Source organism: Neorhizobium sp. P1_A6 (assembly GCF_056406795.1).
Genome location: NZ_JBFTZM010000028.1, coordinates 1 through 17,239, shown reverse-complemented (window position 1 = coordinate 17,239; position 17,239 = coordinate 1). Strand labels below are relative to the sequence as shown.

16 protein-coding genes are annotated in these 17,239 nt (G+C 61.7%); 1 reads left to right on the top strand and 15 read right to left on the bottom strand.

What is annotated here, in order from left to right; all coding sequences use genetic code 11:
• Window positions 1-31: 31 nt before the first annotated feature.
• The 5 genes from AC1D3C_RS29065 to AC1D3C_RS29045 form a co-directional block, all read right to left on the bottom strand.
• Window positions 32-1,051, bottom strand: coding sequence for a TRAP transporter substrate-binding protein (locus AC1D3C_RS29065; RefSeq protein WP_038591116.1), 1,020 nt, complete (start codon window positions 1,049-1,051; stop codon window positions 32-34).
• Between the two features lie 46 nt (window positions 1,052-1,097).
• On the bottom strand, window positions 1,098-2,954 hold the full coding sequence (locus tag AC1D3C_RS29060; protein WP_477485319.1) for a TRAP transporter large permease subunit: 1,857 nt from the start codon (window positions 2,952-2,954) through the stop codon (window positions 1,098-1,100).
• Window positions 2,955-3,279: 325 nt separating this feature from the next.
• Window positions 3,280-4,083 carry an SDR family NAD(P)-dependent oxidoreductase gene (locus AC1D3C_RS29055; protein WP_477485308.1) on the bottom strand — a complete coding sequence of 268 codons (804 nt, stop codon included), beginning with the start codon at window positions 4,081-4,083 and terminating at the stop codon, window positions 3,280-3,282.
• 158 nt (window positions 4,084-4,241) lie between these two features.
• Window positions 4,242-4,823, bottom strand: coding sequence for a DUF2239 family protein (locus AC1D3C_RS29050; RefSeq protein ID WP_477485307.1), 582 nt, complete (start codon window positions 4,821-4,823; stop codon window positions 4,242-4,244).
• A 60-nt stretch (window positions 4,824-4,883) separates the two neighbouring features.
• Window positions 4,884-5,963: an acyltransferase family protein gene (locus AC1D3C_RS29045; protein WP_477485306.1), complete on the bottom strand. Its 1,080-nt coding sequence runs from the start codon at window positions 5,961-5,963 to the stop codon at window positions 4,884-4,886.
• Between the two features lie 197 nt (window positions 5,964-6,160).
• Here AC1D3C_RS29045 and AC1D3C_RS29040 point away from each other — a divergent pair, with 197 nt between their 5' ends.
• Window positions 6,161-6,964, top strand: a complete 804-nt coding sequence (locus AC1D3C_RS29040; protein WP_477485305.1) for an MBL fold metallo-hydrolase — start codon at window positions 6,161-6,163, stop codon at window positions 6,962-6,964.
• A gap of 55 nt (window positions 6,965-7,019) precedes the next feature.
• Here AC1D3C_RS29040 and AC1D3C_RS29035 read toward each other — a convergent pair whose 3' ends face one another.
• From AC1D3C_RS29035 to AC1D3C_RS28990, 10 genes are all read right to left on the bottom strand, one after another.
• The gene (locus AC1D3C_RS29035; RefSeq protein WP_477485304.1) at window positions 7,020-8,033 is read right to left on the bottom strand and encodes an amidohydrolase family protein; all 1,014 of its coding nucleotides are present in this window, start codon (window positions 8,031-8,033) and stop codon (window positions 7,020-7,022) included.
• Between the two features lie 175 nt (window positions 8,034-8,208).
• Window positions 8,209-8,988 (bottom strand): IclR family transcriptional regulator, encoded by a 780-nt coding sequence (locus AC1D3C_RS29030; protein WP_477485303.1) that lies wholly within the window; start codon window positions 8,986-8,988, stop codon window positions 8,209-8,211.
• Window positions 8,989-9,080: 92 nt separating this feature from the next.
• Window positions 9,081-10,331, bottom strand: coding sequence for a LysR substrate-binding domain-containing protein (locus tag AC1D3C_RS29025; protein ID WP_477485302.1), 1,251 nt, complete (start codon window positions 10,329-10,331; stop codon window positions 9,081-9,083).
• An 81-nt stretch (window positions 10,332-10,412) separates the two neighbouring features.
• Entirely contained in the window at window positions 10,413-11,336 is a 924-nt protein-coding gene (locus AC1D3C_RS29020; RefSeq protein WP_477485301.1) for a methylenetetrahydrofolate reductase, read from the bottom strand.
• Between the two features lie 92 nt (window positions 11,337-11,428).
• Entirely contained in the window at window positions 11,429-12,841 is a 1,413-nt protein-coding gene (ligM, locus tag AC1D3C_RS29015; protein ID WP_038546884.1) for a vanillate/3-O-methylgallate O-demethylase, read from the bottom strand.
• A gap of 162 nt (window positions 12,842-13,003) precedes the next feature.
• Window positions 13,004-13,708: a GntR family transcriptional regulator gene (locus AC1D3C_RS29010; RefSeq protein ID WP_477485318.1), complete on the bottom strand. Its 705-nt coding sequence runs from the start codon at window positions 13,706-13,708 to the stop codon at window positions 13,004-13,006.
• Between the two features lie 211 nt (window positions 13,709-13,919).
• Window positions 13,920-14,792 (bottom strand): NAD(P)-dependent oxidoreductase, encoded by an 873-nt coding sequence (locus tag AC1D3C_RS29005; RefSeq protein ID WP_477485300.1) that lies wholly within the window; start codon window positions 14,790-14,792, stop codon window positions 13,920-13,922.
• 15 nt (window positions 14,793-14,807) lie between these two features.
• Complete coding sequence (locus AC1D3C_RS29000) at window positions 14,808-15,863, bottom strand: 4-oxalomesaconate tautomerase (protein ID WP_477485299.1); 1,056 nt, start codon at window positions 15,861-15,863, stop codon at window positions 14,808-14,810.
• Between the two features lie 53 nt (window positions 15,864-15,916).
• Entirely contained in the window at window positions 15,917-16,588 is a 672-nt protein-coding gene (gene ligK / locus AC1D3C_RS28995) for a 4-carboxy-4-hydroxy-2-oxoadipate aldolase/oxaloacetate decarboxylase (RefSeq protein WP_477485298.1), read from the bottom strand.
• Window positions 16,589-16,604: 16 nt separating this feature from the next.
• Window positions 16,605-17,239 (bottom strand): PIG-L deacetylase family protein (locus tag AC1D3C_RS28990; protein ID WP_477485297.1); only part of this gene is annotated, 635 nt, incomplete at its 5' end.

Below are 17,239 nucleotides of genomic sequence, written 5' to 3'. Positions count from 1 at the left end.
CGTTTCCCATCAGATGCATGGCCGCTACCGATCAGCTTAATGACTTGCCGATGGCCTTTTCGAGGATCGCCCAAGCCTCGTCGCCGTATTTCGACTTCCAGTCCTTGTAGAAATTGGCAGCGCGCAGCTTTTCCTGGAAAAGCGCGCCGTCCGGCTTGTTGAACTTCATGCCCTTCCCTTCGAGTTCGGCCTGGACGGTGGCGTTGAGGCCCATGACGTCCTTGCGCTGCAGCTCGGCGGCGGCGTTGAAGTGCTTAGAGACGATCCCCTGCAGATCTGCCGGCAGCGCCTGCCAGGAGCGGCGGTTGAGCAGGATCCAGAAACCATCCCACATGTGGTTCGTCATCGAGACATATTTCTGCACCTCGAACAGCTTTGCCGTCGTCAGGATGGCGAGTGGATTTTCCTGTCCGTCGACGATGCCCGTCTGCAACGCGGTATAGGTTTCGGCAAAGTTGATGCTGGCTGGCGCCGACCCGAAGGCGGTAAACATCGAGGTCCAGAGCGGGCTGACCGGCACGCGGATCTTGAAACCTTCAAGGTCCTTCGGTTTTTCGATCGGCCCCTTGGACGAGGTAATCTGCCGGAAACCGTTGTCCCATATCTTTTCGAGCGTCAGCAGCCCCTTCTTCTCGATCTCGCCGCGAACATACTTGCCGAGTTCGCCGTCCATGGCTGGCCAGACCTTGTCGTAGCTCGGGAACGCGAAACCGACGCCGTTGAGCGAGGCATTCGGCACCAGGGTCGACAGGATGATCGGCGACAGGCTGAACATTTCGACGCCGCCGGAACGCACCTGGTTCAGCATGTCCGTATCGGCGCCGAGCTGGCTCGACGGGAAGATATTGATCGCCATGCGACCACCGCTCTCCTCCAGAATCTTGGCGACGGCCTCCTTGGCGCGGGTGTTCATCGGATGCGTCAGCGTCTGGTTGTTGGCGAACTTATAGGTGAACTCGGCGGCATTGGCCGGCCGCGTGCGGATCGAAAAGGTCGTGGCGATGCCGGTCGTGGCCGCGCCCAAAAGAAGCGTTCTGCGATTGACGTTCATGAAATCCTCCTCCGAATTCAGTTCCCAGTTTTTTGCCTCACAGCCTCTAGAGAAAGGCGGTCGAGAAATAGGGCACGGCTGCAATCACCAGAAGGCCGATCATCAGCGCGCCGATATAGGGCCAGATGGCTTTCATCGCTTCGTCCGGCGAAACATTGCCGATCTTGCAGGCAATGTAGAAACCGATGCCAATCGGCGGCGTCATCAGGCCGATATTCATCGCCGTCACCACCACCATCGAATAGTGGATGTCGTTGATGCCGAGCGAGCGGGCGACCGGAAACATGATCGGCGCCATTAGCACGATCGCCGGCAGGCCCTCGAGCACGCAGCCGAGCACCATGAATATCAGGATGGTGACGCCCATGAAGGTCATCCAACCACCCGGCAGGCCTTGCACCGCCTGCACAAGCTGCGCTGCGAACCCCGTCTGGGTCAGTGCCCAGGCCATCGCGGACGCCGCACCCAGGATCATCAGGATCGCGCCGGAAAGTGCCGCCGTCTCCACCAGCATCTCATAGAGCTTCTTCAGGCTGATACCGCCGTAGAGCGTCGCCCCGATGATCATCGCGTAGAGGACGGCGATCGTCGAAACCTCCGTCGCGGTGGCAATGCCTTCGCCGACTGCGGTGCGGATCAGGAAAGGCAAAACCAGTGCCGGCGCGGCGACCAGCAGCGCTTTCTTGATCACCGACAGCGGTGCCCGGCGCACCCCGGCCATGGATTCGTGCCGCGCCTTCCAGCGCGCCAGGATCGCGAGGACCAGAAGCAGAACCATGGCGATCGCAAAACCGGACGTGAACAACCCCGCGATCGAAACGCCGGCGGCGGATCCAAGCACGATCAGCACGATCGACGGCGGCACGGTTTCCGCCATCGCCGCTCCGGTCGCCAGCAGCGCGATCATCTCCGGCGGCCTATGACCGCGGCGCTTCATCTCCGGAAACAGGGCAGGCGCGACGGTCGCCATATCCGAGACCTTGGAGCCGGAAATACCGGACACCAGGAACATCGAACCGAGCAGGACATAGGACATCCCGGCGCGGACATGGCCGAGCAGCGAAGCCAGCACCTCGACGATTGCCTTGCCCATGCCGGTCGCATCCAGCACGCAGCCGAGCAGCACGAAGATCGGCACCGACAGCAGGATGATGCTCGACATGCCCTCGTCCATGCGGCCGATCATCACGAACACCGGAACTGACGTCGTGAACGTCAGGAATGCCAGCGTCCCAAGGCCGAAGCAGAAGGCGATCGGCACGCCGAGCACGAGAAACAGCGCCACGAAACCGACGAGGAAGATCGGAATGTTCCAGTTGCCGATCTGCTTCAGGCCCGGCCCGACAAGCCAGAGCAGCATGGTCACGACGGCGATAACCACCACGGATATCGCGACCTGCCTCAAGGTCGATCCCTTCAGTGCGTTGACAACCGCGAGGATCAACATCAGCCCGACACCAACGGGCAGGGCGGCAGCGCGAAAACTCATCGGAATGTTGAGCGCCGCCGAAGTGATGTAGGATTCCTCGATTGCATATTCATAGGCCGGCCGCAGCATCACGCCGAGGAAAAGCGCCATCAGCAACAGGGCCAGCGTGTTGGCCAATCCCTGCACCTTTTCCGGCAGCATGCCGACGAAGAGCGTCAGCCGCAGGTGCTCGCTGCGGTCGACGGCCATGGCCGAGCCGAGCATGGCAAGCCAGAGGAAAGAGATCGATGCCACCTCGTCGATCCAGACGATCGGCAGCGAAAAAACATAGCGGGAAACAACCCCGGCCAATAGCAGCGCGATAATCCCGACGAGAAGCCCGGCAGCAATCGCCTCCGCCGGCCGCATCCAGACGGAACCGCTCTGCTGCGGCGCCACGCCTTCGAGGCCGGCGAGCAGCGAAGCCTCGTCCATGGGCTCGATCGTATTATGGGCTGCCGTCACACATCATCCTCCTCTGTGCTGCGAAGCGGACAAACGGAAGAAACGCTCCGGATATTCGCGGACCAAGCCGCAAATCCGCGCGGACCACGCCCCTCTCCGGCGCGACCGCTTCTCCTCCCGACGTCCGGCTCCTCCAGCCATCCGCAGTGGTCCATTATCTGGATCTTATTCTTCTTCAAGTTGCCGGAGTTTGCTGAAGCCCGACAGATTAGGCAAGCCTAAATTTGCCACCGGAGTAGAAAACTTTAAAACCGATCCACATCATGGATCTCACCCCAGCGCACCTGCAATTGCCTCAGTTCAAGCTGCCGGACACCGTCACATGCAGCCCGCCGTCGATCGGAAGCTCGACGCCGGTAATGTATTTTGCCTCGTCGGAAGCGAGGAAAACCGAGGCCCAGGCGATATCCCAGCCGTCTCCCTGCCGCTTCATCGGCGAAAGCGCGTCCCTTTTGGCCTTCATCTCCTCGGCAGAACCATAATAGCCGCTGATCTGTTTCTGGATATGCGGCGTATCCATCACGCCCGGAAGAATCGCGTTGGCGCGGATGCCCTTGGCCGCATATTCGATCGCAATCGCCCGCGTGAAGTGATTGAGCGCCGCCTTCGATGCATAATATGAAACATAGGGATAGCCGGTCCACCGGATGGAGGCGAGCGACGAGATATTGATGATCGCCCCGCCGCCCTGTTTCTCCATGATCGGCAGAACGGCCTTGCAGCTAAGGAAGGCGCTGGTCAGGTTGACGTCCATCACCTTGCGCCAGCTCTCTTCGGTTGCGTCCGCCGCACCGCCCGGCAGGTTGATGCCAACATTGTTGTGCAGCACGTCGATACGGCCGAAGCGCTCCATTGTCCTTTCGACGACGACGGCAATGTCGGAGGATCTGGTGACGTCCGCGGCGAGCGCGAGGCCTAAGCCGCCCTCGGATTCGATGACGTCGACCGTGTTCTTCGCTGCATCGAGATCAACGTCGACGCAGACGACGCTGCCGGCCTCGCGGGCATAGGCGACGGCGGCAGCCTTGCCGTTCCCGAAACCCGGGCCGACCGAACCGGCGCCGAACACGAGAACGACCTTGTTCTTCATGCGATCCATAAATTGCTCCTCCGAGCCACCCTCCCCGGCGGCTCGAAACAACTTAGGGTGCGGTTTTCATTCGGTCCATGTTCAATCGCGGACAGATCATGTTCAAAAAGTATACGAATGACCTGATGCCGGCAGCATTTCCCGCCGATCACCCGACATAACAGGAATTACTTTTCTTCGGCGGGGCCAGTCCCGAATGCGCCTCGGGCGAGATATCGGGCATGGTCCCGGACATCCTTCGGCCAGCTCTCCGTCAGCTCCCTGAAGCGATCCCCCTGCCCCGCATAAAGCGCCCGCGCCGCGTCTTCGTATCCCGGCTGATCCCCACCGAGCGCCCGCATGAAGCCATCGGCCGCCTCCTGAGCCCGACGCCTATCATCTCCCGCACTGCTGGCCGCACGCGCCGCATCGACGAGCTTGCGCAGCACTACGGAGGCGCCGCCGGGTTGCTGGCCAAGCCACTCCCAATGCCGCGGCAGCAATGTCACCTCGCGTGGCACGACGCCAAGCTTCGGCCGGCCGGGCCGCCGCTCCACCGGCTCGACAGGCTCCACGTTGTTCGTGGGAAGACGACTGAGACAATCTTCGAGAGTACCACGCAGATCGAGATCGACCAGCTTTCCCGTCGCATCGTCAAAGACCAGAACGCTTTCATGGCCACCGGCCTTGATCGCCGTGACGACTTCCGCCGGTGATCCGCTCGCAATGCGGTTTTCACCTCGAAACGCCGTCCAATGGAAATCCGTCATCTGCTTCCTCTGAATTGAGATGCAGATTTATCCGGGTAAAATAGGGTCGTCAATCCGGGATCAGGCGGTCCGCTGTCTCAGGCGGCCGAGACCGTCGCGAAGATGACCAGCAGCGCGGATGATCGCCCGCCGCGCCGCCGGTTCGATGGTCTTTGCGATCACCCAGGCGACGAAAAGCAGGACGGCTATCAGCACCACGGCTACCAGCCAGCGGTTCTGTTCCGTGCCGAAACGGGCAAACACGGCGTAACCGATATTCTGGTGCAGCAGGTAGAGCGGGTAGGTGAGACCGCCGAGCCCGATCGCCAATGCCGGAGAAATGCGCAGCGACGGCGCCGTGGCGCAGACCGCAACCGCTGCAAGCGCCAGCGGCCCGATCAGCGCAAGCCCGACGGCACTGCGGCTTAGCCCGTATGTTGCGACGAAATCCGGTTCGGTCAGGAAGGGTGTGGCGATCGCCCAGCAGACGGCGGCGGCGAGCACGCAGAGGCTCGAAGGGGAAACCTGCTGTTTCACCTTGTAGAGCGCCAGGCCGAAGGCGAAATAGCCGGAATATTCGGTGATCAGCAGTTTCTGGATCGCGCCGCTGCCGATGAAGGCCTCGTTGACGATCGAAATCGCCAGCCACGCCAGTACGACAACGCGCCAGCCGCGCTCGAAAAGGCCGGTGGCGATCAGCAGGAAAACCCAGAAGTAGAAGATAATCTCGTAGGCGATCGTCCAGTAGGCGCCATCAAGGAACGGTTGGCCGAGGCCGCGCGAGATGATGACGGCATGCGCCAGCCATTGCCTGACCGTCGGCGGATCGATGGTCGGCACATGCCAGACGGCGAGCACGACGGCGGTGATCGTCGCGCAGACGATGAAGGTCGGCCAGAGCCTGGCAAAACGACCGGCGGCAAAATCATAGGCCGTGCGGCCTTCCGCCGACATGGTGATGACATAGCCGGAAATGGCAAAGAAGATCAGCAGGCCAACATCGAACCACATGGCAAAGGGTGCGAGTTCCGGAAAGCCGATACCGCCACCCTCGCCGGAAATCCGCATGCGAAAACCGTAGTGGAACGTCAGCACCATCAGCGCCGAGACGAGACGCAGGATGTCCAGGTTCAGCAGCCGTGGCGTCTTCGGGGCCGTCATCCGATCCTCTGGGGTGAAATAGCTTAAGGCCAGACCCTATCGCACCCGCCTTTGGAAAAGGTGAATCCATCCCCGAGAATACGAGCGTATCCGATCGGACTGCCTCAGGTAACGCCAAGGACTTCCCTTTCCTTGCGGAATATCGTTTCCTATCAAATTCATGACAGGACCCACACAAGATCCTGAGGGAGGTTTCGATGTCGATTTTTCTCTGCGGCGCCTGTGGCACCTCCTTCGAGGAGGCCGAAGAGGCGCCGGAAACGTGCCCGATCTGCACAGACGAGCGCCAATATATACCGCCTTCCGGCCAAGCCTGGACGACGACAGAAAAGCTTGCACGGACGCATCGAAATACTTGGGTTCGGCTCGAGCCGGATCTGATGGCGATCCAAACCGCTCCAGCCTTCGCCATCAACCAGCGCGCCCTGCTACTACGCACACCGGCGGGAAATATCCTGTGGGACTGCATCGCGCTGCTGGACGACGCGACCAAGGAGATCGTTCAGGCTCTGGGCGGCCTCAGCGCCATCGCGATCTCCCATCCGCATTATTACACGACCATGCAGGACTGGGCCGCGGCCTTCGACGCGCCGATCTACCTGCATGCCGCCGACAAGGAATGGATCTGCCGCCCATCGGATTACGTCCGGCTCTGGGACGAGGACGCGCTGGTGCTCTCCTCTTCCGTCACGCTGGTCCATGGCGGCGGGCATTTTGCCGGCGGCACCGTGCTGCATTGGACGGGCGAGGACGGCAAGGGCGTGCTGCTCGCCGGCGACATCGTCCAGGTCACGCCGGGCACCGACCATGTCTCCTTCATGTGGAGTTATCCCAACATGCTGCCGCTCAGCGCGGCTGAAGTTGCCGATGTCGCCGAGCGGCTGGCGCCCTGGCCGTTCGAGCGCATCTACGGCGCCTTTTCGCACCAGAATGTCCGCCAGGATGGGCAGGCGATCGTCGCCCGCTCCGCCAGGCGTTATATCGACCGGCTTTCCAAATGAAAAACGCGCGGGCATTGCCGCCCGCGCGTTTCGATAATTCCGAAAACCGGATCGTTTACTTCAGCCCGAGAAGCTTCTTGGCATTGCCCTCATAGATCTTCTGGCGGGTGGCATCGGAGATGTCCATGTTGTCGAGCACCTTGATGGTCTCGCGGATGTACATCGGGCCGCCTTCCGGATCGAACGGCGCGTCGGACGCGAAAAGCACCCGGTCTTCGCCAAAAAATTCGATGGCGTGCTCGATTGCCTTGGTCGAACCGAAGCTCGCCGTATCGGCATAAAATTCCTTGAAATATTCGAGATGCGGACGCTCCAGCGCCTTCAGCACGGTCGAGAGGTCGCGGTCCGACGTGCGCTTGCCCATCTGGTCCCAGCCGGCACCGACGCGGCCTTCGAAGAAGGGCACCATGCCGCCGGCGTGGTGGGTGACGACCTTGAGACCCTTGTACTTGTCGAAGATGCGCGAGAACACGAGGCGCGCCATTGCCGCCGAAGTTTCATACGGCCAGCCGAAGGTCCAGAAGATCTCGTATTCCGAACGGTCTTCGGTCAGGTAATCCGGGAAGTTGGCGCCGCGCRACGGATGCAGGAAGACCGGCTTGCCAGACTTTGCCATATATTCGAAGAAGGGCTCGAACTGCGGCAGGTCGAGCGGCTTGCCGCTGTAGTTGGTGAAGATCTGGACCGCACAGGCGCCGAGATCTTCGACGACCCGCTTGGTTTCCGCCATCATCCATTCCTGGTTTTCCATCGGCACGGTGGCGATGAAGGCCGGGAAGCGTTCCGGATATTTGTCGCACAGTTCCTTCTGGGAATCGTTGCCGATCCGACCGAGGTCATAGGCGCGTTCGGGGCCGGCCAGCTTTTCAAGCGGCGGAGAAGCGAGCGACAGGACCTGCTGGTAGTCGCCGCCGAACATGTCCATCACCTGGAAACGGCGGTCGAGATCGGTCATCATCGGCACCGCGCCCGAACGCATGGTGACGTCGGTCATCGTGCCGATATAGCCGATCAGCTTGTCGAAAAAGGGCTTTGGCCAGATATGGTTGAAAGCGTCGATCTTCTTCATGGAATGCTCCTCCTGTCTATCCCTGCTACGGCACCGCGAACTTAAGGGAAGTTCAGTGCCCCGAGGCGTTTAAAAAATCCGCGAGCCGAGCGATGTCGAAATCTCGGCCATGCTCTGTCGCGGCAAAATGCGAAGACGGTCGCCGAAAGTCAACACATTTTCTTGCAATATGAGATTATCGGCTTGAAATTCTATGTCGATGCGAGGCGAGCGCGGCGGTGATCTCGCCGGCTGCGAACAAGACTTCCCGGCCGATCTCCTCCACGGTGGAGCCGCCGACCTGATCTTGAGCGATCGTTACGGAAAAGCTGGCGATGGGGCTCTGGCCCGCATCGAAGATAGGCGCTGCGAAACCGACGACGCCAGGCGTCACTTCGCCATGGGCCACGGCGTAACCCTTCTTGCGCACCGATTTCAGCCCGTCCAGGACAGCTTCGACGGTATCGCCGGCGCCCGCCGCCTGCCAGTCGTCGAGCGTGCGGTTGATCAGCGGCACCAGATTGCGGCGCGGCAGAAAGGCGACGATGGACCGGCCGATCGCGCCGCGGCTGAGCGGCATCGGCCGTCCGCGCGGATAGCTGCTGATCGCCTCGCGGCTGGAACTGATCGAATCGACACAGAGGATCTTTTCACCGTACCAGCGCACCAGAAGCGCCGTGCATTCGTATCGCCCCGTGAGTTTCTGGAGGTACGGCGCGCCGGACAGGATGAGATTGTCCGACTTCCGCAGCAGATAATCCATCTCCACCACCCTTGGTCCCAGGGTGAAGCCGGTATTCGGCATGGAGGTGAGGAAACCGCTGTCTTTCAGGATCTTCAGGTAGCGATAGAGCGTCGGCCGGCTATAGCCCAGCTCCTCCATCAGCTCTTCCGGCGTCCATTCCAGACGGTCCTCGGTAAAAACCTCAAGGACTGCCTGAAGGCGTTCGAGACTGTTGACGGCCTTTTTTCTCAAGATGCTCCCGCTCTCTGCCGGCGGCGCGACATCAGACCGCCGGACATATGCGGCAATAACGATAACTGCGAAAACTGCAATGGCAAGTGGCGCTACTCGGCGGCGTTCAGCGAAGGCAAGCAACTGCCGTCGGCAGCGCTGACCGTGTCTTCCGTCGCGACCACCCGCCGGATCGCTGCCAGATATTCCGCCTGGAGAGCGGTCGACTGCCAATTGCGGCGAGTGGTGATGCCGATCGACAACGGCCTTCCCGGCACTTCATAATTCAGAAGCGTCAGGAACCCGGCCTTCAATTCGTGCCGGAGTTGATGACGGGACAGCAGCGCCAGCCGGTCCGTCTGCATCAGGATGCCGCGCAACGCCGTCAGCGAGCCGGTCTCAACCGTTCCCTGAGTCTGCGGTCCATCCGGAAACGTTGCCGCCAGGGCATCGAATGTTCTGCGGTTGGGAGTGCCCTTGCGGGCCACGACCCATGGGTAGGAAGCAAGTTCGGTTGCCGAGACATCCGCCTTGCCGGACAGCGGATGACCGGCACCGGCGACAACCGCGAGGCGGAAATCGAAAAGCGGCTCCTGAACCAGCGACGGCGTCAGACGGCTGCGCAACGCGCCGATCAGAAAATCGATATGTCCCATCTCCAGATCGCTGAGGAGCTGTTCGTAGCTGCCTTCGAGGATCTCGAACCGTGCCAGCGGATGGGTGAGAGCCAGCGAAGCAATAGCATCGGGCACGATGGTGGTACGCGCCATCGGCAGCGCGCCGATCGATACAAGGCCGTCGAACTTGCCGCGCAGCTCCTGCACTTCCTCGGTGGCGTTGCCGAGTTCCTTTAGCGAAAGGCCGGCCCAGCGGGCAACGGCACGGCCGGCACTGGTGAACCGCGTCGCCCGGCCGTCGGCCTCGAAAAGGCTTGTGCCGAGGATCGCTTCTGCATTGCGAGCGGTGCGCTGAACCGCAGCACCCGATTGTTCGAGGATGCGCGCGGCACCCGGAAAGCCGCCGGTCTGGGCAAAGGCCTGCAGGGCGCGCAGGTGGGAAATCGTCAGCCGCCCATCCGCGCCGGAGCCGCGCGAGCCGGAATCCGCCTGGAGTTTTTGGCAGCCGGTTCGAATAAGATCGAGCGCCCTGAGCGACCGGGCCTGGACGACGCGCCCCTCGGGCGTCGCCATCGCATGGCCGGGACCGCGTTCGAGAAGCTTGGTGCCGAAAAGTTCTTCAAGCCGGGAAATCGCCTGCGATGCCGCCGGCTGGGTCACCCCCACGATATCGGCCGCCTGCGTCAGCGAACCGGTGCGCAGGCAGGCGCAGAAAAGACGGATATGGCGCAGATTGGGATAGTCCACGTATCTGTCCTCCCCTGCCAATCTCCTCCCGGCAGCGGGTCGAAACGGTGCAAGCCTAACACTTGCCCCGTTTCGGTTAAGTCACAATGCGATGTTGCGCTGGCCGATCAGCTGTTCGTTCATCCATTCCGCGCTGGCACGGATGCCGCCGAGCGGGAAGACATGGATCTGCTGAAGCAGACTTTCCGGATGGGCGGTCTTGTAGTTGGCGATGTCAGCCAGCACTTCGGTCGGCTCGTAGGGAACCAGGAGCTTGCTGAGATCCATCGCGCGCTTCTGCAGCACGCTGAGCGAGGGGCCGACGCCGCAGGCGATCGCAAACTTGATGAGCGTCTGCAGTTTGGTCGGGCCGGCAATGCCGAGATGGATCGGCAGCTTGACGCCGGCGGCAGCGATACGCTCGGCCCAGGTGATCACCGGCTTGGCATCGAAAGCGAACTGGGTGGCGATCGCCATCTCCGCATCGGTGCGCTCGGAATAGGCCTGCTTGAACTTCAACGCCTCGTCGACGATCCTGTAACCGCCATCCTTGTCGATGTCCTTGTTGCCTTCCGGGTGGCCGGCGACATGCAGCCGCTTGAAGCCGTAGCGGTCAAACAGGCCGGTCTCGATCAGCTGGATGGAACTGTCGAAATCGCCCGCGGGCGTCGATACGCCGCCGCCGAGCAGCAGTGCCTGTTCCACACCCGCCTCGTTTCTGTAGCGCTTGATCCAGTCCTCCAGGATCGCGTGGCTTGCAATGATGCGGGAGGGGAAATGCGGCATGACGGGGAAGCCGTCTTCGTGCAGGCGCCTTGCGGTCTGCACCATGTCCTCGATCGGCGTTCCGTCGATATGGGCGATATAGACCCGCGTGCCCTTCGGCAGCAGTGTCTTGAAATCTTCGATCTTGGCCGCCGTGCGCGGCATGACTTCGATGGAATAGCCGTCGATAAGGTCCCTGAAGCTGACCGGCTCCACGGACTTCTCTTCCTGCTTGCTCCTGAACAAATTTAAAAGTGCCATTGTTGATCCTCCCCCCGTTTAGCCAATGAAAAACGTCCGGTCAGACGGACGGAGCGGCGTGCGAGAACAGCCCGTTCTCGCACGCCCATTGCTTAGAGGGCCTTCTTTGTGCGCCAGCTTTCGGCGTAATTTTCACGCGCTTCCTGAGCGTAGGGCACGGCTGCGACGCGAACGCGGATCTCGGCCTGCTTATGGCCCTGCTCGACCGAGGTCTTGGAAGTACCGCCATCCGGCTCGCCCCAGATGAGCGTCAGGATGTCGTTTTCCTCGATGTCGGCATCGACGACGCCGAGCGACAGCATGGAACGCTCGTTGTAGCTATAGCCGTTGAACATCGACAGGCCGACGACCTTGCCATCCTTCAGAACCTTGTCGAAGCTCGACGAAGCGTAGTTGGAGAGCGGGAAGTCGATCCACTTGGCAGCCTGTTCGCCGGGCTGGAAAGCCGAAGCGATAACCTTGACGACGTCGTCGGAATTCCACTCGAAGGTGACCTTGCGGCGCTGCGGGGTCGCCTTCTGCTTTTCGACGGCCGCGCGGCCGACGAAGTCGTGGTCGAACTTGACGTAGACGCCGTAACCCAGTTCGTAGGGGTTCAGATAATAGTCTTCAATCTTGTCGGAGACGTAGCTGCCGCCGATCGAACCCGAAGCTTCGTAGCTCTGGGCAGAAAGCCAGTCGCGATAGGCCTGCAGTTCGTCACCGGTGTAGATCGCCGGAAGCGGCGACGGGATCCAGCCGGATTCCAGAGTGTTGGTGGCATAGGCGCGGCTGCCGACCGGGCGCAGATCGACGCCGGCTTCTTCAGCAGCCTTGATGATGGCGGCGCGGACTTCGTCCTTCTCCGCATACGGGCCCCAGATTTCGAGACCGGGAGCGCCGGCCATGCCGTGGCGCAGAGCCTGAACCTTGCGGCCGCCGACATTGATCCAGTCGACGTGGAAGAATTTGATCTCCGGGATCGGACCGCCGTTCATCTTTTCGAAGACCTTCGGCGCATCCGGACCCTGGATCTGGAAGCGGTAATGGATGCGGGTGACAAGCTTGCCGTCCGGACGCGAGGGCGAACGCGGGTCGTGGGTCAGCTTGACGTTATGCTTGCCGAGCGACGCGTTGTAGAGCAGCCAGTTGGCGGTCGGCGCGCGGCCGACGAGGACGAACTTTTCTTCCGTTTCGCGGAAGATGATCATGTCGCCGATGACATGGCCGGCAGGCGTGACCGGAACGTAGTGCTTGGCGCGGTCGACGCCGAAATTGGCGAAGCTGTTGATCGACAGGCTTTCAAGGAACTTGGCGGCGTCCGGGCCTTCGACGACGAGTTCGTCCATGTGATGCGACTGGTCGAAAAGGACGGCGCCTTCACGCCATGCAGCCTGTTCGGAACGCCAGTTGGAAAATTCCGGAGCCACGACCGGGTATACATAGATGCCGGTCTTGGAGTTGCGCAGATGCTCGACGGTGTTGCCCGCATCCTTCAAAACTTGAGTGAGATTGGCCTGAGTCACGAAATTCCTCCCTGTGGTTTGTCTGTGGCTTGAGATGTCGTGTATACATGACGGCATCGGAAGACAAATTCAAGGGGAAATATTCGGCAGGCTGATGATCGCCTGCGGATAGTAAACCGAAGGCTTCCGGCCATCAAAAACCTTCAGCGAACACCCGGGCTCTCAAGAGTTGAGGAGCACCAGGCCGGGAACGGTCAGCATCAACTCCGGATCCTCGAAGACCGCATATTCGAGGTTCTTGCGGGCGATGCGGGCGTGCTCGCGGGCGATAAATTCCGCCCTTGCACCTTCACGGCCGGCGATCGCCTGCACCAAAGTACGATGTTGTTCCTGAGCGATATGCAGCGACTGACGGAAGGCCGCCACGTGGGCCCGGCCTGAGAGGAAAGCCGATGGCGACGCGAACGGCAGCCGTGTCGCGCGCTCGACCTCCCGCTGGATTACCGTGCTGCCGGAAAGCTCGACCAGCACCACATGAAACCTTGCGTTCGCCTCCGAATAGGCTTCCAGATCCACGTCGTCCGCGGCTTCGCCGAAACAATCGTCGAGCCGGGCCTGGATTTCCCGAAGCTGATCCAATCCTGCCTGGGAGACGCCGCGTTCGGCGGCAAGCCGCGCCGCCGTCCCTTCCAGCACGCCGCGCAGCTCGATCGCATCGACGGCATCCGCATAGGTGAAGCTTCGGACCACAAAACCGCCATTCGCCAACCGGTCGAGCAACCCCTCTTCCGCAAGACGCGACATCACCTCCCGCACCGGCGTTCGGGAAATCTGCAGCGTCTCGGCCAGCGAAACTTCGAACAGCCGAGTGCCGCCGGGATAGTCGCCGCTGAGGATCTTCTTGCGCAGCTCCATCAGCGCACGCATCGTGTGGGTCGTTCTCGAGGTCTCTTCCAAATCCGCACCTTTGCCTGGAGACAAGCCGGCGCAACCTCCGCCTGTCGATCGGCAAATCTTAGCCACATCTGATGGATTGGCCAAGCCTCATGTATACAGGGGGTGAGGCTGTGGATGACCGTGCGGGTTTGGAGCGGAAAAACATGCCGCGTATACAAGGCAACGCCCTGAAGAGGCGAGCTTATTTGCCTTGGCGCCGCGCCGAAAGGACCCGCGCAACGGTTTCCCTGAGATCGCCGGCCGGCTTTACGCCGCTCGCCGCCATCTCGTCCTGGACGGCGGCAATCTCGCGGGCAAGACCGCCGTTCAGCCCCAGCGCATCCAGCGTGACGCCGCTTTCGCGCATCTCGGCGGCCCGGCGGCGGCCGTGGCGGGTCGTGCGCTCGAACTGGTAATCCGGGAATTTCGACCAGTCGAGGCCCGGAAAGCTCTGGGAGAGCGAGGCCAGGATCTCCTCGAAACAGCCCGAGGCCTCCGCGGCAAGAAGCGCCTCGACAGTGATTGCTTCAAGACCTTTCACGAACACGGAGCGCACCATCTTGATGGCCGTCGCAGAGCCGACCGCCTCTCCGGCAACATCGGCGCTGAAGCCGAGACCGCGAAAACGTTCCAGAAGCTCGGCCGCGCTTTTGCCGGCAATCAGAACCGGCGTCGCATGGCCCTTCGGATGGACAGGGGCCATCACGGCCATGTCGAGGTAGTCGGCACCGGTCTGGTTGACCAGCGCGGCGGTCTCGCGCTTGCGGCCGGGAGACACGGAATTGATGTCGATCAGCAGCGCGCCCTGGCCGAGATGCGGCGCGATCGACTGGGCGGCAATGAGGCTCTGATCGGCGGTGACCGCGCTGAAGATCCATTCGGCATCGGCAAGACCCGCAGGCGAGGCTTCCGGCCGGACGCCGCGGCTCGCCATCGCCGCCTGCATCTCGCCCGCCTTTTCGGCGTCGTCGAGCAGCAGATCATAGGCACGAAATTCGCCGGTCTCGAGCTTCGGCGCTAGGCTATCGTGAAAGGCCCGTGCCGCTTCGCCAAAACCTAGAAATGCGATCCTCATGCCCGTGTCCTACCCTCAGTCGCCAAAAACCACGCCGTCGAAAAGCTTGCGCGCTGTGCGCAGCACCGCCGCACGATAGACCTCCCCGTCCTTCATGGTGGCGATGACGCTCATCTCGCCGGTCGGATGCTCGATCGACAGCAGCTTCTCATCGCCTTCCGGAATGACCGCGAGTTCAGACGCCGGACCTTCCGGCAGAAGGCAGGCGGTTGCGACGCTGACCGCGCCGAGCACGCCGATCGCATCATGGCACGTATGCGGGATGAAAGTGCGGGTCGAGATCGCCCCGCCCGCCGTCGGTGCAGAGACCATGGTCATCTTCGGCACGGATTTCTTGGTAACGTCGCCGAGGTTCATCATCGGCCCGGCCTTCAGGCGGATCGCCTCCAGCTTGGCGCGCAGCTCCTGGTTCGCTTCAAGATCCTTCGGGCTCTCCGTGCCGGTAATGCCGAGCACGTCGCCGCGCATGACGACGCAGGGCATGCCATTGTCGATCAGCGTGCAGGCGACGCCTTCGATCACGTCGACCGGGTTTCCGGTCGGCAGCAGCGCGCCGCAGGAGGAGCCGGCCGTATCGGCAAATACGATCGGCATCGGCGCTGAGGTCCCCGGCACCCCGTCGATCCGGGCCTCGCCCTTGTAGGTCACCCGGCCGTCAGGTGTTTCGATCGTCGCAATGGCGATCTGCCCGGTGTTTTCCATGAAGATCGAGACTTCGGTCTTGTCGCCCTTTGCCGTCACCAGACCGCGCTCGATGGCGAAGGGCCCGATGCCGGCGAGGATATTGCCGCAGTTCTGTGCGTCGGTGACGATCGGCTGATCGACGAAGACCTGCAGGAAGAGATAGTCGACATCGACCCCTTCCCGCCCGGATTTTTGAACCACCGCCACCTTGGAGGTCAGCGGGTGGGCGCCGCCCATGCCGTCGATCTGGCGGGAATCGGGCGAACCCATCACCCGCAGCAGGAAATTGTCACGGTCGGTCGGCAGGTCATCAGCGAGAAAATATCCGCCCTTGGAGGTGCCGCCACGCATCCACATGCAACGGACGCCGGTTTCAGTTTCACTCATCTCGATCTCCCTTCTTCTCCCCGGTGGGGAAAAGAGAAAACGGCCTCCACCGCTCAGATATATTTCAGGCCTTTTTCGGCGAGCTTGCCGCGCATGTCGTAGATATCGAGGCCGAGTTCACCCGCAGCAAGCCGCTTCCGCTTGTCTTCTTCGGCGGCGACACGGGCTTCCGCCTTATTGGCAACCGCTTCGGCTTCCTCGCGGGCAACCACGCAGACGCCGTCGTCATCGGCGACGATTACGTCGCCAGGCCGAACATAGGCGCCAGCGCAAACGACCGGAATATTGACTGAGCCGAGCGTTTCCTTGACCGTGCCTTGAGCATAGACCGCCTTCGACCAGACCGGGAATTTCATCTGGGTCAGATCGACCACGTCACGCACGCCAGCATCGATGATCAGTCCCTTGCAGCCGCGCGCCTGGGCGGAGGTGGCGAGCAGATCGCCAAAGTAGCCGTCTTCGCAGGGGCTGGTCGGGGCCAGCAGCAGGATGTCGCCGGCCTTCAACTGCTCGATCGCCACATGCAGCATCCAGTTGTCGCCCGGAGGCGCCGAGATGGTGACGGCGCTCGCCGCAAGGCGCGCACCCGGATAGATCGGCCGCATGTAGCTGGCGAGCAGGCCCTTGCGACCCTGCGCCTCATGGACGGTTGCGACACCGCAGGCGGCCAGCCGATCGATGATCGACTGATCCGCGCGTTCGATATTCTGGACGACGACCGGCATCAGAGTTCGTCCCCTATCAAAGTTCGTCGACGGTGCGCGGGAAGACCGACTGGAAGCCTTCCGCATGGGTCGACTTGCGTCCGCTGGCCTGGCCGCCGGAATTGCGCATGAAGTGGTTGCCGCGGTTCTCGGCGACGTTCTTGTAGAAGTGCCAGAGATGTTCCTGACCTTCCATGCACTGGATGGCCGCCCACTTCTTCTCCCAGACGGACGAGATGTCGAGGAAGACGTCCGGCTTCCATTCCATCTGTTCGGTCTGGTGCGGTTCGAAGAGATAGAGCTGCGGTGCGCCGAGGATCTTTTCGCCCGGATTGTGGCCCCAGGCCTGGGCGATCATCCGGGCTTCGATCGCAACCTGCGTCGCGTACATGTGGTCGGTATTGTAAGGGTCCCACTTGGAATGGGAGAGCATGAATTCCGGCTGAACCTTGCGGATCACGTCGACCAGCTTGAACTTGGCGTCCTGATCGACGACCAGCGGGTAATCGCCGAGATCGAAGAACTGGATGTCGGTGACATCGAGGGCCTTGGCGGCATTTTCCGCTTCCCTGCGGCGCTCGGTCTTCACCTTTTCGAGCGTCATGCCCGGGTTTTTCCAGAGCTTGGCGCTTTCGCCGCGCTCGCCATAGGACAGGCAGATGACTGTGACGT

What these genes read in the sequence shown, in the direction of transcription:
- AC1D3C_RS29010 (WP_477485318.1), bottom strand. Translation starts at nt 13,708, where the DNA reads ATGCGTGCGCTGATGGAGCTGCGCAAGAAGATCCTCAGCGGCGACTAT.
- AC1D3C_RS29050 (WP_477485307.1), bottom strand. Translation starts at nt 4,823, where the DNA reads ATGACGGATTTCCATTGGACGGCGTTTCGAGGTGAAAACCGCATTGCG.
- AC1D3C_RS29055 (WP_477485308.1), bottom strand. Translation starts at nt 4,083, where the DNA reads ATGGATCGCATGAAGAACAAGGTCGTTCTCGTGTTCGGCGCCGGTTCG.
- AC1D3C_RS29040 (WP_477485305.1), top strand. Translation starts at nt 6,161, where the DNA reads ATGTCGATTTTTCTCTGCGGCGCCTGTGGCACCTCCTTCGAGGAGGCC.
- AC1D3C_RS29020 (WP_477485301.1), bottom strand. Translation starts at nt 11,336, where the DNA reads ATGGCACTTTTAAATTTGTTCAGGAGCAAGCAGGAAGAGAAGTCCGTG.
- AC1D3C_RS29060 (WP_477485319.1), bottom strand. Translation starts at nt 2,954, where the DNA reads ATGGACGAGGCTTCGCTGCTCGCCGGCCTCGAAGGCGTGGCGCCGCAG.
- AC1D3C_RS29045 (WP_477485306.1), bottom strand. Translation starts at nt 5,963, where the DNA reads ATGACGGCCCCGAAGACGCCACGGCTGCTGAACCTGGACATCCTGCGT.
- AC1D3C_RS29000 (WP_477485299.1), bottom strand. Translation starts at nt 15,863, where the DNA reads ATGAGTGAAACTGAAACCGGCGTCCGTTGCATGTGGATGCGTGGCGGC.
- ligK (WP_477485298.1), bottom strand. Translation starts at nt 16,588, where the DNA reads ATGCCGGTCGTCGTCCAGAATATCGAACGCGCGGATCAGTCGATCATC.
- AC1D3C_RS29005 (WP_477485300.1), bottom strand. Translation starts at nt 14,792, where the DNA reads ATGAGGATCGCATTTCTAGGTTTTGGCGAAGCGGCACGGGCCTTTCAC.
- AC1D3C_RS29065 (WP_038591116.1), bottom strand. Translation starts at nt 1,051, where the DNA reads ATGAACGTCAATCGCAGAACGCTTCTTTTGGGCGCGGCCACGACCGGC.